This is a genomic window from Blastococcus aurantiacus (assembly GCF_900102425.1).
Taxonomy (GTDB): domain Bacteria; phylum Actinomycetota; class Actinomycetes; order Mycobacteriales; family Geodermatophilaceae; genus Blastococcus; species Blastococcus aurantiacus.
The window spans coordinates 327,918-342,040 of sequence record NZ_FNBT01000002.1; the positions used below are offsets into that span (position 1 = coordinate 327,918).

Consider the following 14,123-nt stretch of genomic DNA (forward strand, 5'->3'; position numbering starts at 1 on the left):
CCCCGTGCCGCGTCCTCCGCGACTCTCCCCCGACGACGTCGCCCGCGCGCTCACCGAGCTGCCGCTGTGGTCCGGGGATGCCGACGGCCTGCGGCGCTCCGTGGAGCTGCCCGGCTTCCGGGACGCCGTCGCCGCGATCGTCGCCATCGCGGACGTCGCCGAGGCGATGGACCACCACCCCGACGTCGACCTGCGATGGCGGACGCTGCACCTGTCGCTGGTCAGCCACTCCGAGGGTGGCGTGAGCGAGTTGGATCTCGAGCTGGCGCGCCGCATCGACGCACTGCTCCCCTGACGCGACGCGAGCCCCACACCGGTCCGGTGCGGGGCTCGCGTGCATGGCGTCAGCTGCCGACGCGGCCGCCGTCCTGGCGGTAGGCGACGGCGACGCTCGGCCGGGGGAACGGATTGACCCGGCGCCGGTCCGGCCACGTGCTCGACGGCGCGTCGACCGTGGAGCCGTCGGTCTCCCCCGGGTGCTGCACCGCGACGAACACCGACCGCGCGTCCCGGGTGATCAGCGGACCGCTGCACTCGGCCCCGAACGGCACCGTGAGGAACCGCTTCACCTGGCCGCGCTCGCGCCCCTCGGTGGGGACGGCGTAGAGGCCGTCGTTGCTGCCGGGGAGGTTGCTCGGGCTGCCGTCGGTCGAGATCCACAGGTTGCCGGCGGGGTCGAACTCGACGTTGTCGGGGCAGGAGATCGCGCTGACCTTGGTCTTGTCGAAGCCGGCGAAGTAGGTGCTCGGGTCGGACGGGTCACCGGCCACCAGGAAGATCCGCCAGGAGAACCGCTCGCCCGCGGCTCCTGCGGTCTCCTTCCACTCGACGATGTGCCCGTGCCGGTTCCTGCTGCGCGGGTTGGCCTCGTCCGCCGCGGGGTTCGTCCCGACACCTCGGTTGGTGTTGTTGGTCAGCGCCGCGTACACCCGCCCGTTGACCGGATTGACCTGGATGTCCTCCGGCCGGTCCATCTTCGTGGGCGCCCATTCGGGGCCGCGTGCGCTCAGCTCGTCGGCGGCCAGGCGGGTGAAGGTGAGCACCCAGTCGACCTTCCGACCCGGAACCATCGACGCGCCGTTCTTCACCAGCGGGATCCACCGGCCGGTGCCGTCGAACTCGCCGTCCGAGGGCAGCGTCCCTGTGCCGTCGATCTCGGCCGCCGAGTCGCCGGTGAACTGCGCGACGTAGAGGTCGCCCTCGTCGAGCAGGGTCAGGTTGTGCGCGCGGGAGGCCCGGTCGTGTCCCCGCCGGAACTTCTTCTTCGAGACGAACTTGTAGATGTAGTCGAAGCGCTCGTCGTCACCGGAGTAGGCGACGACGCGCCCGTCCTCGGCGATGCGCACGTCGGCGCCCTCGTGCTTGAACCGGCCCATGGCCGTGCGCTTCTTCGGCCGCGACGTCGGGTCGTAGGGGTCGACCTCCACGACCCAGCCGAAGCGGTTGACCTCGTTCGGCTCGGCGGCGACGTCGAAGCGCGGGTCCACCTCGTGCCACCGGCGTCCGGCCGCCGCGCTGGTGGAGATGCCGTACCGGGCGAGGCGCCGCTCGGGGTCGGCCACCGGACCGGCCGCCGGGCCGAAGTACTGGTTGAAGTTCTCTTCGCCGTGCAGCGTGGTCCCCCACGGCGTCTGACCGCCGGCGCAGTTGTTGAGCGTGCCGAGAACGGTGCGCCCGCGCGGGTCGGCCTTGGTCCTGAGGTACTCCGAGCCGGCCGCGGGGCCGGTGAACTCCATGGGGGTGTCCGCGGTGATCCGGCGGTTGCGGCGGCCGTTGCGGACGGGGCGCCACTCGCCGGTGTTGCCGTGCCGCCGGACCTCCACCACGGAGATCCCGTGGGCCATCATCGCGATCCGCTTCTGCTGCGGAGTCGTCGGCGAGGACTCGGTCGCGACGCCGGAGAACATCAGCTGTTCGTTGGTGTACTCGTGGTTGACGACGAGCAGGGCCTCACGGTCCTTGTCGTCCAGCGGCAGCAGGCCGATGTAGTCGCAGTTGTAGCCGAACTGCTTGGCCTGGGCCTCCGGGGTCTGCCGGGCGATGTCGAACTCCGGCGCGCCGGCCACGACGGGGTCGCCCCACCGCATGACCACCGAGTAGCGGTACCCCTGCGCGGTGACCAGCTCGTCCAGCGTGTTCTGCTCGACCGGCCGGAACGTCAGCGCCCCACCCCGGGTGCTCCCCCCGGGCCGGCCCGACGGACCGCGCTCGTTCGCGGCGGCCGGGGCCAGAGGCCCGGCGGCCACGATGAGCGCACCGGCGCCGGCCGCCTTGAGCATGTTGCGCCGGCTGAAGGCCGTCTGTACGACGTCGGCGAACGTGGGGTTGTCGCTCTGGTTCGGGATGGCGGAGTCGCAGGCGTTGCCGCACTTGTAGAAACACGTCACGTGGCTGCGGTTGCCGTGCCGCTTGAGGTCGAGGAAGGGCAGCAGCGCGCGACGGCGCGGCTCCTGGAGGTCGGTCATCGGATCCCTCTGGTCGGAACGGGCGAGACCCGAGGGACGCTAGGAAGTCCAGGACGCGGCTGGATGGACGCCGGGTGAACGCTGGGAGAGCGCAGGGACACGGCTCGCCCCGTCCGCTTTTCCGCGGAGAAGCGGTCCGCTTTTCCGCGGAGAAGCGGTCTGCTTTTCCGCGGAAAAGCAGGGTCAGGCGGTGACGGGCAGGACCAGCAGGCGGAGGAGCCGGTCGGCCTCGGCGTCGGGGTCGGCGGTCAGACCGGTGTGCACCGGTCCGGGCTGGATGACGGTGCTGCGCGGCGCGGTCAGCCAGCGGAACCGCGACCCGAGCGCCTCCCGCCCGGCCGCCCCGGCCCCGGGGTCCGCGGCGCACACGTCGGTCGCGGCCTGCAGCGCGCGGCCGATCGCCGCCGCGTCGGCCGTGGCGTCCAGGGCGCGCAGCCGCTCGGGGTCCAGGTGCACGCGGGCACCGAGGTAGTCCCGCTGCCGGCAGTAGACGAGGACGCCGGCGTTGAGGAACTCGCCCCGCTCGACCCGCGGCACGACGCGCAGCACGGCGTATTCGAAGGTGTCCCGACCCGTCATCGCTGGGTGATCCCGTCCGGCGGCGGAGGACCCAGCCACGACGGGCGGTTCTCGCCCCGCGGCGCCCTGCGGCGGCCCGCTCCCCCGGCCTCGGTGGCCGCGACCAGCCCCGGCAGCCAGGAGTCCCGCGCCGCAAGCCGGGCGAGGAGCTGCTCGACGTAGCGAACACGCAGCTCCGCGGGCGCCTCGCCCTGCAGCCAAGAGTCCGGCACCAACCCGAGCACCCCGTCCAGCAACTCGCGGGTGACCCTCGGCGCCAGCGCGGCGTCGGCGGCGGGCACGTCCGGCGCGCACTCGATCAGCGCGTGCGCCGACGCGTCGTAGGGCCGGGCCACCGCGGCGGCGGCACCAGGCCAGTGGTGGTGGAAGGTCAGCGCGGCGCCGTGGTCGATGAGCTGCAGCCGGTCGTGCCAGAAGAGCATGTTCGGGTTGCGCCAGGAGCGGTCGACGTTGCCCACGAGCGCGTCGAACCACAGCACGCGGCCGGCCAGCCCGCCGTCCACGCCGTCGGCGCCGGCCTCGAAGTCCAGCGCACCGGGCAGGTAGTCCAGGCCCAGGTTCAGGCCGGCGGAGCGCTGCAGCAGCTCCTGCACCTCGACGTCCGGCTCCCCCACCGCGAGCTCCGGGGCGACGTCGACGGTGACCAGCGTCGGCACCGGCAGGTCCAGCGCCCGGGCCAGCTCGCCGCAGACGACCTCGGCGACCAGCACGTTCACGCCCTGCCCGGCGGCCTGCCACTTCACCACGTAGGTGCCCAGGTCGTCGGCCTCCATGAGCCCCGGCAGCGAGCCACCCTCACGGAGTGGGGTGACGTAGCGGGTGGCGGTGACGGAGGCGAGCACAGTGCCGGCGACCCTACCGGGGTGCCGTCCGCCAGTAGCCGGACATCAGCTCGTGCGACCAGGCCGGCTGGCGGATCTCGCCCCGTGGTGCGAACTCCGTCATGTAGGGCTTGAGGTCGAGCACCGGTGTGCCGTCGATGGCGTCCAGGGCGTGCACCGTCAGGGTGAGCCCGTCCATCGCGAGCAGGCGGCAGACGCTGACCCCGATCCGGTTGGGCCGGCCCTTCGCGCGCTGGGCGAAGATCCCGACCTTCGGCCAGTCCTCGTTGCCGCGCGGGTGCCGGGCGCGGGTCTGGACCGTGGACGGCTCGACGCGGTCGAAGACGTAGACGACCTCGACGTGCGAGAAGTCGGCCAGCCCGTCGAGCGCGTCAGGGGTGAACCGCTCGGCGTCGAGCGTGACGGTCGCCGTCACCGTGTCCCAGTCGTCGTCCAGCGGCTCGGTGCGAGGTGAGTTGACGTAGCCGATCGGGGTCATCTCCATGCGGGCAGCGTGCCAGCCGCCGACTTCAGGGGGTGCGCTGCGGCTGCAGGTCGATCTCCACGGGGCACACGTGCGGCGGTGTCGCGACCATCCAGCGGACGGCCGCGGCGACGTCGTCGGCCTGCAGCAGCCGTCGGGCCGCACGCCCGGCGCCCGCGCCCCCGCCCCGGCCGCCACCAGCCCCCCGGGCGCCCCTGCCCCCCGCGTCGGGGAACACTCAGCCCCGACGAGGGGAGGCGACGATGGGGCTGTTCCGGGCGACCGACCCCGCGGCGCTGCGCGGCACGCCCTTCAGCTACCCCGAGGTGGGCGGCACGGGCGCGGCGGAGCTGCCCGCGGGCTACCGCACCGCGACGTACTCGTCGGTCGTGGGCACCGGCCGGGCCGACTTCGAGCGGGCGGTGACCGCCGTCTTCGACTGGCGGGCCCAGCGCAGCGTCGGGTTCGTCGTGCGCGCCGACGGCCCGGCGAGCACGCCCGGCACCGTCGTCGTCCTGACCGCCGGACTGCCGCGCCTGGGCTACGAGCTGCCGTGCCGGGTGGTCGAGGCGCGGGCCGACGGCGACGAGCGAAGCTTCTCCTACGGCACGCTGGCCGGCCACCCGGAGAGCGGCGAGGAGCGCTTCACGGTGCGGCTGCTGCCCGACGGCGACGTCGTCTACGAGATCCGGGTGTTCTTCCGGCTGGCCTCCCCCGCCGCCCGCGTGGCCGGGCCGCTGAGCCTCGTGCTGCAGCGGCTGGGCACCCGGCGGTACCTCGCCGCGATCGGCGCGGCCGCCCGGGGGCGAGGCGGGTGACCGATGAGTCGCCCGACGCCGAGCGGTCGGTACGTGCACGTCCACCGGCAGGGAGCAGAGGCATATGGGGCTGGCAACGGACGTCGAGGCGGTGGTCGCCGCTGCGGTGGCCGACGGGCAGGTACCCGGAGCGGCGTGGCGGGTCGACCGCGGGGACGAGGTGGCCGTGGGCGCGGCGGGCACGCACACCCCCGGTGGGGACGACGCGATGCGCCCCGACGCCGTCTTCCGGCTGTCCTCCACCACCAAGCCGGTGGTCGCCGTCGCGGCCCTCGCCCTGGTCGACGCCGGCCTCCTCGACCTCGAGGGACCGGTGGACGCGCACCTGCCCGAGCTGGCCGACCCGGTGGTGCTGGCCGATCCCGCCGACGCCGCCGCGGGCACCGTGCCGGCCCGCCGCCCGATCACCGTGCGGGACGTCCTGACCTTCCGGTTGGGCCTGGGCATGGACTTCACCGCGCCGTGGCCGACACCCACCATCACCGCGCTGGCGGCCACCGGTCTGCCGGCCGGACCGCCCCAGCCGCAGGGCGCCCCACCGCCGGACGAGTGGCTGCGCCGCCTGTCGACGGTGCCGCTGGCGTACCAACCCGGGGAGCGTTGGCTGTACCACCTCGGGGCGTCGGTGCTCGGCGTCCTGGTCGCCCGGGCTGCCGGCCGTCCGCTGCCGGAGGTGCTGGCCGAGCGGGTGCTCGCACCGCTGGGTCTGGCGGACACCGGCTTCGGCGTCCCCGCCTCCGCGCGGAACCGGCTGGGCCCGCACTGGACGCCGCCGGACGCCGAGGGCCGGCGGGAGTGCTACGACCCACCGGACGGGCAGTGGAGCCGGCCCCCCGCGTTCCCCGACGGCGGCGACGGGCTGGTCTCCACGGTCGACGACCTGGCGGCGGTCGCCGCGATGCTGCGGAACGGCGGCCGGGCACCGGACGGCGGGACCGTCCTCCGCGAAACCACCGTGGCGGAGATGCTGACCGAGCAGGTCGGCCCGGTCGACGACGAGGGCGGCGGCTGGGGGCTGGGGCTGGGCGTGCGCCGGACGGACGAGCCCGGTGGCCGCTCGGCCGGTTCCTACGGGTGGGACGGCGGCCTGGGCAGCTCGTGGTGGAGCGATCCGCGCACGGGGGTGTCGGCAGTGCTGCTGACCAACCAGATGTGGTCATCCCCCACCCCGCCGCCGGTCTTCGACGCGTTCCGGGCCGTCGCGTTCGGCCCGCGCTAGACGTCCCGTCGCTCGTGCAGCACGGCGCCGAGCACCCACGCGCCGACGGCCCAGGCCGCCACGACTGCCATCCCGACCGGCCAGCTGGTGGGCACCGAGAAGAAGGCGTCCTGCCCGACCCGCACCATGGGCAGCGCCTGGGCGAGCCGCTCGGCCCACCGCGGTCCGGACAGCGCGAGCACCGGCGGGAGCACCAGCACCAGCGCCGTCCCCACCATCACGGCTCCCGCGGTGGAGCGCAGCACCGTGCCCAGGGCGATTCCCAGCACCCCCACGAGCGCCGCGGCGCCCGCCTGCAGGCCGAGGGTGCGCAGCACCGCCGGATCGGTGGGGGGCACGCCGCCGGGCACCGCGGTGAGGGTGCGGGCGGCGAGGAAGCACAGCGCGGCGAGGACGACGGCGAGCAGCAGGCACCAGACCACGACCACGACGGTCTTCGCCAGGAGCAGCCGCGTGCGCCGGGGCACGGCGGTGAGGGTGCTGACCGCGCTCCCCGACGCGAACTCCGCGGTCACGGTGAGCAACCCGACCACCAGCAGCGCCAGCTGCCCGAAACCGAAGCCGATGAGAGCCGTCTGGACGGCGACCTCCGGCCGGTCGGCGGTGTCGGTGCTCGCGGCCGCCAGCGCGCCCACGGCCCCTACGACGAGGACGAACACCCCCGTGGCCCACCAGGTGGAGCGCACCGACCAGAGCTTCGTCCACTCGCTGCCCACCACGGCCGAGAAGGGCACTCCCCTCACCGTGCCGCCGCCCGGTACTCGACGTCGTCGCCGGTCAGGGCCAGGTAGGCGGCCTCGAGCGAGGCGGTCACCTGCGTCAGCTCGTGCACCCGGACCCCGGACAGGAAGGCGACGTCGCCCACCTGGTCGGTGTCCAGCCCTTCGACCCGCAGCGAGCCGTCGATCTGCAGCTCGATCGCCGCCCCGGCCCGCTGCAGCGCGGCGGCCAGCAGCGGCGCCTGCGGGCTGCGCACGCGGACGGCGGAGTGCGCGCCCAGCAGATCGCTCATCGGCACGTCGGCGAGCAACCGGCCCCTCCCGAGGACGACGAGGTGGTCGGCGGTGTCCTCCATCTCGCTCATCAGGTGGCTGGACACCAGCACCGTGCGGCCCTCGTCGGCGAGGTCGCGCAGCAGCTCGCGCATCCAGCGGATGCCTTCGGGGTCCAGCCCGTTGACCGGCTCGTCGAGCAGCAGGACGTCGGGATCGCCGAGCAGCGCGGCCGCGATGCCCAGCCGCTGCCCCATGCCGAGGGAGAAGCCGCCCACCCGGTCGTGGGCGACGCTCTCCAGGCCGACCAGCTCGATGACGTCGTCCACCCGGGAGGCGGGCAGTGCGTTGCTCCGGGCAAGCGCCAGCAGGTGGGCGTAGGCGCTCCGCCCGGGGTGCCGTGCCCGGGGGTCGACGAGCGCGCCGACACGCCGCATCGGGTGCGCCAGGTCGCGGTAGGGGCGGCCGAGCACCCGCGTCGTCCCGGAGGTCGGGCGGGTGAGACCCAGGACGCAGCGCATCGTCGTCGTCTTGCCGGAGCCGTTGGGTCCGAGGAAGCCGGTGACGCGGCCCGGGTGGACGGTGACGGTGAGATCGGAGACGGCGGCCCGGGAGCGGTACTCCTTGGTCAGCGCCTCGACCTCGATCACGGGCGACAGCATGGCGAGCCGCCCGCCCCCGGCGGAAGAGGCGCGCCCTCACCCCTCGGTGCGGACGTCGTCGCGCTCGCGCTGGATCAGCTCCTTGCTGCGCACCAGCCGCAGCGCGGTGACCACCAGCAGGCCACCGGCCATGTTGAGCAGGGTCGTGTACCAGAACCACGCGATCCAGTCGCCGTAGCCGAACGGCCCGCCCGCGTGGATGCCGGCGAAGATGATCAGCGAGTCCAGGATCGAGTGGAACAGCACCAGACCAGCCAGGACGAAGGCGCCCGCCACGGCGGCGACGATCTTGCCGGTCTCGGACTCCGCGCCCTGCTGCATGCGGGTCATCAGGGTGATGGAGCTGCCGGCGAGGAAGGCGAGGCACACCGACTGCAGGTCCAGCGGCGCGTCGACGAAGGTGGTCGCCGACTCGATCGCCGTGACGCCCAGCTCCGGCAGCGCGTGCACGACGATCCACATCACCAGCCAGCCCCCGACCAGATTGGCGACCAGCGTCCCGCTCCACAGCTTCGCCAGCTGGCCGATCCCCGCCCGGCCGGCGACGACCGCGGTGACCGGCACCAGGAACCCCTCGGTGAAGAGCTCGCTGCGGGCCAGCAGCAGCGCGATGAACCCGATGCTGAACGCGAGGCCGGCCAGCAGGTGGCTGCCGGTCTCGGCGTAGACGGCGAGCAGGGCCAGCACGCCGACCCCGACCTCCAGCCCGCCGGCCAGCCCTGTGGACAGCACCTCGCGCCACGTCCGGTGCAGCCGCTGCGCCCCCTGGCTGACGATCCGGTCGAACGCCTGGGCGACCTCGTCCTCCTCGGGGGCGTCGGTCTCGCCGAGCTCGCTGCGTGCCTCGTCGGTGGTCACGGGTCCCCTTCTCCCCCGCGTTCCCGGGCGGCCCGCGGCGCAGGGGCGCTACCCCCCGCCCGGCCGGGCACACGTCGCCGCACCCGGTCGGGTCGCCGCGGGCCGCCGCGACCAGCAGGATCAGCGACCGTGGACCGCGACCTGCTCGACTACGCCGTGGAGCTGGTCGAGGAGGCCGGCGGCCTGGCGGCCCGGTGGTTCACCGTCGCCAGCCCGCGGACCACGGCCGCCGGTGCGTCACCGGTCGAGGTGGAGGTGGAGCGGCTGCTGCGCACCCGCATCGCCGCCCGGTACCCCGACGACGCGGTTCTCGGCAAGGAGTCCGAGATCTCGGCCGGCACCGACGGCCGCCGGTGGGTGCTCGACCCGATCAACGGCACCAGCCTGTTCGCCCACCGGGTGCCGACCTTCAACGTGCTGCTGGCGGTCGAGGACGCCGAGGGTCCGCTCGTGGCCGTGGCCGGCTACCCGATGAGCGACGAGCTGCTCTACGCCGGGCGGGGCCTGGGCTGCTGGCACGCGCTGGCCGGGCGCCCGGTGCGGCAGGTCCGCGTCAACGACCACACGCGGCTGCGTGGCGCCCTGGTCGAGATGCTCAACCCGCTGGCCTGGTCCGAGGAGCTGCTGGTCACCCTGCACCGCGAGCTCTACCTGCAACCGTGGACCAAGGGCGACGTCGACCTGGCCACGGGGCTCGCCGACGCACTGGTGATCGCCGGCGCCCCGATGGGCTACGAGGACCTCGCCGTCCTCCCCCTGCTGATCGGGGAGGCCGGCGGCCGGGTCACCGACCTCTCGGGGCGGGACGTGCTGCGTGGCGACGGCTCGGTGCTCGCCACCAACGGCCGGCTGCACGACGCCCTGCTGGACCTGGTCGCCGGGCTCCCGCACGGGCGGGACTTCGCCGCGCTCCGCCGGGAGCCCTGACCCGCGCCCGAGGAACGGCGACCGGCCTCCGGTCACGCCTGGCGACATTCCGGCACCGGCACGTGTTGGATCACGTCATGATCCGTGGACTGCGTCAGGCCCTGCTCATGATCGTCGCGGGGGCCCTCACGGGTCTGGTCGCCGGAGCCGTCTGGGCAGCTGTCGGTGACACCGGCTTCCAGCGCGCGGCCGGCATCTGCCTGATGGCGGTCGCCGGACTCCTCGCGCTGACCGGCGGGAGCGTGCTGTCCCGTGCCACCACCACGGACGCGCGGGCCTTCCTCGGCCGGGGTCCCTCGCGCGAGGACCCCGCCAGCGGTGAGGGGCTCACCGCCGCCGGCGTCTTCCTCTTCGTGTCCCTGCCCCTGCTGGTGCTCGGGCTCGTCCTGCTCGGCTGACCGCGCGCCGCCTACTTGAGGAAGGGCGCCCGCTTCAGCAGCTTGAGGCCGGTGGTCATCAGCGACGCGTACTTCTCCAGCGGCTGACCGGGGATCGGGCCGATCGGCATCCCGCGCTGCACCGCGACCGTCTGCGACTCCGTGTACTTGAGGATGCCCTCGCGCCCGTGCCGCCGGCCGACGCCGGAGTCCTTCATGCCGCCCATGGGTGCGTCGTGCGAGGCCCAGGCCGCGGCGTAGCCCTCGTTGACGTTGACCGTGCCGGCCTGGATGCGGGTCGCGAGCTCCGCGCCCCGCTTCGCCGTCGTCCAGATGCTGGCGTTGAGCCCGTAGTCGGTGTCGTTGGCGCGGCGGACCGCCTCCTCGGCGTCGGCCACCCGGGCGACGGCGACGACCGGCCCGAAGGTCTCGTCGCGGGCCAGGGCCATCTCGTCGGTCACGCCCTCGAGCACGGTGGGCTCGTAGAACAGCGGGCCGAGGTCGGGGCGCGGCTGCCCGCCCGCGAGCACGCGCGCGCCCTTGGCGACGGCGTCGTCGACGTGCCGGGTGACGACGTCGAGCTGGTCGGAGCTCACCAGCGAACCCATGTCGGCGTCCCAGCCCAGACCGGCGCCGAGCTCCATCGCCTCCACCCGCTCGGCGAACGCCGGCACGAACCGGTCGTAGATCGCGTCCTCGACGTACATCCGCTCCACGCTGATGCACAACTGGCCGGAGTTGGAGAAGCAGGCGCGGATCGCGCCCTCGACCGCCTTGTCCAGGTCGGCGTCGGCCAGCACGATCATCGGGTTCTTGCCGCCGAGCTCGGCGGAGAAGCCGATCAGCCGGCGCGCGCACTGCTCGGCGACGATCCGGCCGGTCGCGGTGGAGCCGGTGAACATCAGGTACTCGACGCCCTCGATGAGCGGGGCCCCCAGCACCCGGCCCGCGCCGGTGACGACCTGGAACAGGTCGCGGGGCAGGCCTGCCTCGAACAGCAGCTCGACGGCGATCAGCGCGGTGAACGGCGTCTGCGCGTCGGGCTTGAGCACGATGCCGTTGCCGGCGAGCAGCGCGGGGATGGCGTCGGAGACCGCCAGGGTCAGCGGGTAGTTCCAGGGGCTGATCACGCCGATCAGGCCCTTGGGGTGGTGGTGCTCCACGGTGCGGGTCAGCACCGGCAGCGCCCCCTGCCGACGGGTCGGCCGCAGGTGCGATGCGGCGGTGTTCGCGTAGTACCGCGCGGTCATGGCGACGTCGGCGAGCTCCTCGAAGGCGCTCACCCGGTTCTTGCCGGTCTCGACCTGCGTGATGTCCAGGATCTGGTCCTGCCGCTCGAGGACCAGGTCGTGGTAGCGGAGCATGACCGCCCGCCGCTCGGCCAGCGGGCGGGCGGCCCACTCGACCTGCGCCGCCCGCGCCCGGCGCTGCGCCTCGGCGACGTCCTCGGCGGTGCAGGTGGGCACCTCGCCGATCAGCGCCCCGTCGAACGGGGCGTGGGACGCCTGCCGCGGACGGCCGGGTGCGGCGGTGACCAGCGCGGCCAGCCGGGTCACGAGGTCGTGGGCGAGGGGGCCGGGGGCGGCGGTGCCCGTCGGGGCGAGCTCGGCGGTCGACATGGCACATACCTACCCCGCTGACCTGCGGTTCAGGCAGGGGGCCCGCTCGGGCCGAACCGCTCCACCCGGATCGAGGACGCGGGCTGACCGGCGGTCTCGAGCAGCTGGGTGGCCGCCTCGGCGAAGGACGCCGACCCGCAGACGTAGGCGGTCTGTCCCGGTTCCCATAGCGGGATCAGCTCGTGCGCGGCCAGCCGGCCGGCCGGGCGGATGCCGTGCTGCTCGCGGGTCAGCGCGATCAACGCACCGGCCGCGGCCAGCTCGTCGGCGTAGGGCAGCGCGGCCAGGGTGCGGGCGGAGACGGCGATGCGCAGCAGGTCCTCCCTGCCGATAGCGCGGGCGTGCCGCAGCATCGAGACGAAGGGGACGACGCCCGATCCGCCGGCCACCAGTAGCGCCGGCGTCTCGCCGTCCCACACGAACCAGCCCCCGATCGGGCCGCGCACCTCCAGTTCGTCGCCCGGCTCGACGACGTCGGCCAGGTAGGTGGACACCTCGCCGTCGTCCAGCCGCTCCACGAAGAGCTCGACCAGCGGGTCGCCCGGCGCGGAGGCCACCGAGTACGAGCGCTGGGCGGTGTAGCCGTCCTCGGCGGTCAGCCGGACGACGTAGTGCTGCCCGGGCAGGTGGTCGATCCGGTCGTGCACGTCCAGCCGCAGCTCCACGGACCGCTGGATCGGGCGTCGCACGCCGGACACCGTCGCCGTCGTCCAGCCACCCGCGGGGGCCTTCACTGCGCCACCCGGCCTCGCTGCAGGGCCCCGCGGCGAGCGTGCGAGTCGTGGGGGGCAGCGAGGTCCTTAATCACCCTGGTACCGCTGCTGCCGCCAGGGGTCGCCCAGGTCGTGGTAGCCGTTCTGCTCCCAGAAGCCGGGCTGGTCGCGCTGCAGGAGGGTGAGCCGGGTGACCCACTTGGCGCTCTTCCAGAAGTAGAGGTGCGGCACGAGCAGCCGGACCGGCCCGCCGTGCTCGATCGGCAGCGGCTTGCCGTCGTACTCCCAGACGATCCACGCCTTGCCGCCGGTGATGTGCTCCAGCGGCAGGTTGGTCGTGTAGCCGGTCTTCGACGTCGCCATGACGAAGCGCGCCTCGGCGGTCGGCCGGGCCGCCTCGAGCAGGGAGTCGACGGAGACCCCGGCGAACCAGGTGCCGAACTTCGACCACGTCGTCACGCAGTGGATGTCCCCGCGGTACTCCGACCGGGGCAGGGCGTGGGCCTGGTCCCAGTCCCAGGTCGTGGGCGACTCGACCGCGCCGTCGACGGTGATCGACCACGTCTCCGGCGCGATGCGCGGGGTGGGCTCGGCGGTGAGCACGGGCCAGTCGGTGCCGGCGTCGTACTGGCCGGGCGGGAGGCGGGGGTCGCGGTCGCGGCGGCGCCCCAGGAAGCCGCGGGTGGGTCCAGGCATGCCGTCACTCTGCCGCATCCGGGGTGCCCGGAGGACGACCGTCCGGGCCCCGGCGCACCGCCCGGAACAGGTCCGACCCGCCAGTGAACGATCCCGGCGGCGGTAAGGCAACCCTTACGAGAGACGTGTCACCGCGCGTTAACGTGGTGGGCGGCCCGGGAACGTCCTAGTTTGGGCGCCGTGGTGACGGTGACGGACTCGACGCAGCGCAGGGCACCCAAGGCGGCCAAGACCACCTCGGTCTTCAAGAAGGCCGTCATGGCGATCAGCGGCATCATCCTGGTGCTGTACCTGATCGCGCACATGATCGGGAACCTCAAGGCCTTCTCGGGCGAAGAGGAGTTCAACCACTACTCCGAGTGGCTGCGGACCATCGGCAACCCCGCGCTCCCGGGCTCGACCGCGCTCTGGTTGATCCGGATCGTGCTGCTGGTCGCCGTGTTCGCCCACATGTGGGCCGCGATCTCGCTGTGGCGCCAGGCCAAGCGCGCCCGCCCCCAGGGCTACGTCACGAAGAAGGCGATGGCCCAGAGCTACGCCTCGCGGACCATGCGCTGGGGCGGCGTGATCATCGCCGCCTTCGTCATCTGGCACCTGCTCGACCTCACCTGGGGCACGGTGAACAGCGCGGCCGACTCCGGGCCCTACGACAAGCTGGTCGCCAGCTTCTCCAACCCGGTCTCCACCGCGTTCTACGCGATCGCGGTCATCCTCGTGGGCATGCACCTGCGCCACGGCATCTGGAGCGCCACCCAGACCCTCGGCCAGAGCAACCGCCGCCGGGAGGTGACCGTGAACTACGCCGCCACCGCCATCGCCACGGTCCTCACCCTCGGCTTCCTGCTCGTGCCCTTCTCCGTCCTCTTCGGTCTGATCGACTAAGGATCCCCAGG

The 14,123-nt window shown here is 73.7% G+C and carries 17 protein-coding genes; 6 read left to right on the forward strand and 11 right to left on the reverse strand.

The features are described 5' to 3' along the window. Nucleotides 1-4 precede the first annotated feature (4 nt). Nucleotides 5-295 carry a 4a-hydroxytetrahydrobiopterin dehydratase gene (locus BLS70_RS05085; RefSeq protein ID WP_091764552.1) on the forward strand — a complete coding sequence of 97 codons (291 nt, stop codon included), beginning with the start codon at nucleotides 5-7 and terminating at the stop codon, nucleotides 293-295. 49 nt (nucleotides 296-344) lie between these two features. Here the strand turns inward: BLS70_RS05085 and BLS70_RS05090 are convergent, their stop codons facing one another. The 5 genes from BLS70_RS05090 to BLS70_RS05110 form a co-directional block, all read right to left on the reverse strand. Beyond that, nucleotides 345-2,465, reverse strand: coding sequence for a PhoX family protein (locus BLS70_RS05090; RefSeq protein ID WP_091764553.1), 2,121 nt, complete (start codon nucleotides 2,463-2,465; stop codon nucleotides 345-347). A gap of 183 nt (nucleotides 2,466-2,648) precedes the next feature. Beyond that, complete coding sequence (locus BLS70_RS05095) at nucleotides 2,649-3,044, reverse strand: DUF3037 domain-containing protein (protein WP_091764554.1); 396 nt, start codon at nucleotides 3,042-3,044, stop codon at nucleotides 2,649-2,651. Then, nucleotides 3,041-3,886: a HipA family kinase gene (locus tag BLS70_RS05100; RefSeq protein ID WP_091764555.1), complete on the reverse strand. Its 846-nt coding sequence runs from the start codon at nucleotides 3,884-3,886 to the stop codon at nucleotides 3,041-3,043. Before BLS70_RS05100 ends, BLS70_RS05095 begins: the two co-directional genes overlap by 4 nt. A 13-nt stretch (nucleotides 3,887-3,899) precedes the next feature. Next, on the reverse strand, nucleotides 3,900-4,370 hold the full coding sequence (locus tag BLS70_RS05105) for an SAM-dependent methyltransferase (protein WP_091764556.1): 471 nt from the start codon (nucleotides 4,368-4,370) through the stop codon (nucleotides 3,900-3,902). A gap of 25 nt (nucleotides 4,371-4,395) precedes the next feature. After that, nucleotides 4,396-4,587 carry a hypothetical protein gene (locus tag BLS70_RS05110; RefSeq protein WP_091764557.1) on the reverse strand — a complete coding sequence of 64 codons (192 nt, stop codon included), beginning with the start codon at nucleotides 4,585-4,587 and terminating at the stop codon, nucleotides 4,396-4,398. Between the two features lie 25 nt (nucleotides 4,588-4,612). On the opposite strand from BLS70_RS05110, the gene BLS70_RS05115 reads away from it, so the two are divergent. Continuing rightward, nucleotides 4,613-5,167, forward strand: a complete 555-nt coding sequence (locus BLS70_RS05115; RefSeq protein WP_091764558.1) for a DUF1990 domain-containing protein — start codon at nucleotides 4,613-4,615, stop codon at nucleotides 5,165-5,167. 64 nt (nucleotides 5,168-5,231) lie between these two features. Further along, complete coding sequence (locus tag BLS70_RS05120) at nucleotides 5,232-6,386, forward strand: serine hydrolase domain-containing protein (protein ID WP_091764559.1); 1,155 nt, start codon at nucleotides 5,232-5,234, stop codon at nucleotides 6,384-6,386. On the opposite strand, the gene BLS70_RS05125 is transcribed toward BLS70_RS05120, so the two are convergent. The 3 genes from BLS70_RS05125 to BLS70_RS05135 are packed head-to-tail and all read right to left on the reverse strand — an operon-like array spanning nucleotide 6,383 to nucleotide 8,898. Beyond that, nucleotides 6,383-7,120 carry a hypothetical protein gene (locus BLS70_RS05125; RefSeq protein ID WP_091764560.1) on the reverse strand — a complete coding sequence of 246 codons (738 nt, stop codon included), beginning with the start codon at nucleotides 7,118-7,120 and terminating at the stop codon, nucleotides 6,383-6,385. The genes BLS70_RS05120 and BLS70_RS05125 overlap by 4 nt on opposite strands. 5 nt (nucleotides 7,121-7,125) lie before the next feature. Continuing rightward, entirely contained in the window at nucleotides 7,126-8,028 is a 903-nt protein-coding gene (locus BLS70_RS05130; RefSeq protein ID WP_091764561.1) for an ATP-binding cassette domain-containing protein, read from the reverse strand. Nucleotides 8,029-8,076: 48 nt separating this feature from the next. Next, complete coding sequence (locus BLS70_RS05135) at nucleotides 8,077-8,898, reverse strand: formate/nitrite transporter family protein (RefSeq protein WP_091764562.1); 822 nt, start codon at nucleotides 8,896-8,898, stop codon at nucleotides 8,077-8,079. 129 nt (nucleotides 8,899-9,027) lie between these two features. On the opposite strand from BLS70_RS05135, the gene BLS70_RS05140 reads away from it, so the two are divergent. Together BLS70_RS05140 and BLS70_RS05145 are read left to right on the forward strand one after the other, a co-directional pair. Continuing rightward, on the forward strand, nucleotides 9,028-9,825 hold the full coding sequence (locus BLS70_RS05140; RefSeq protein ID WP_176946294.1) for an inositol monophosphatase family protein: 798 nt from the start codon (nucleotides 9,028-9,030) through the stop codon (nucleotides 9,823-9,825). A gap of 77 nt (nucleotides 9,826-9,902) precedes the next feature. After that, complete coding sequence (locus tag BLS70_RS05145) at nucleotides 9,903-10,223, forward strand: hypothetical protein (protein WP_091764564.1); 321 nt, start codon at nucleotides 9,903-9,905, stop codon at nucleotides 10,221-10,223. Between the two features lie 11 nt (nucleotides 10,224-10,234). Here BLS70_RS05145 and BLS70_RS05150 read toward each other — a convergent pair whose 3' ends face one another. From BLS70_RS05150 to BLS70_RS05160, 3 genes are all read right to left on the reverse strand, one after another. Next, the gene (locus BLS70_RS05150) at nucleotides 10,235-11,821 is read right to left on the reverse strand and encodes a succinic semialdehyde dehydrogenase (protein ID WP_091764565.1); all 1,587 of its coding nucleotides are present in this window, start codon (nucleotides 11,819-11,821) and stop codon (nucleotides 10,235-10,237) included. Between the two features lie 29 nt (nucleotides 11,822-11,850). Further along, the gene (locus tag BLS70_RS05155; RefSeq protein ID WP_176946295.1) at nucleotides 11,851-12,555 is read right to left on the reverse strand and encodes an FAD-binding oxidoreductase; all 705 of its coding nucleotides are present in this window, start codon (nucleotides 12,553-12,555) and stop codon (nucleotides 11,851-11,853) included. A gap of 66 nt (nucleotides 12,556-12,621) precedes the next feature. Then, nucleotides 12,622-13,230 carry a sulfite oxidase-like oxidoreductase gene (locus tag BLS70_RS05160; protein WP_091764858.1) on the reverse strand — a complete coding sequence of 203 codons (609 nt, stop codon included), beginning with the start codon at nucleotides 13,228-13,230 and terminating at the stop codon, nucleotides 12,622-12,624. Between the two features lie 180 nt (nucleotides 13,231-13,410). Here BLS70_RS05160 and BLS70_RS05165 point away from each other — a divergent pair, with 180 nt between their 5' ends. Continuing rightward, nucleotides 13,411-14,112 carry a succinate dehydrogenase cytochrome b subunit gene (locus BLS70_RS05165; protein WP_091764566.1) on the forward strand — a complete coding sequence of 234 codons (702 nt, stop codon included), beginning with the start codon at nucleotides 13,411-13,413 and terminating at the stop codon, nucleotides 14,110-14,112. Nucleotides 14,113-14,123 lie beyond the last annotated feature (11 nt).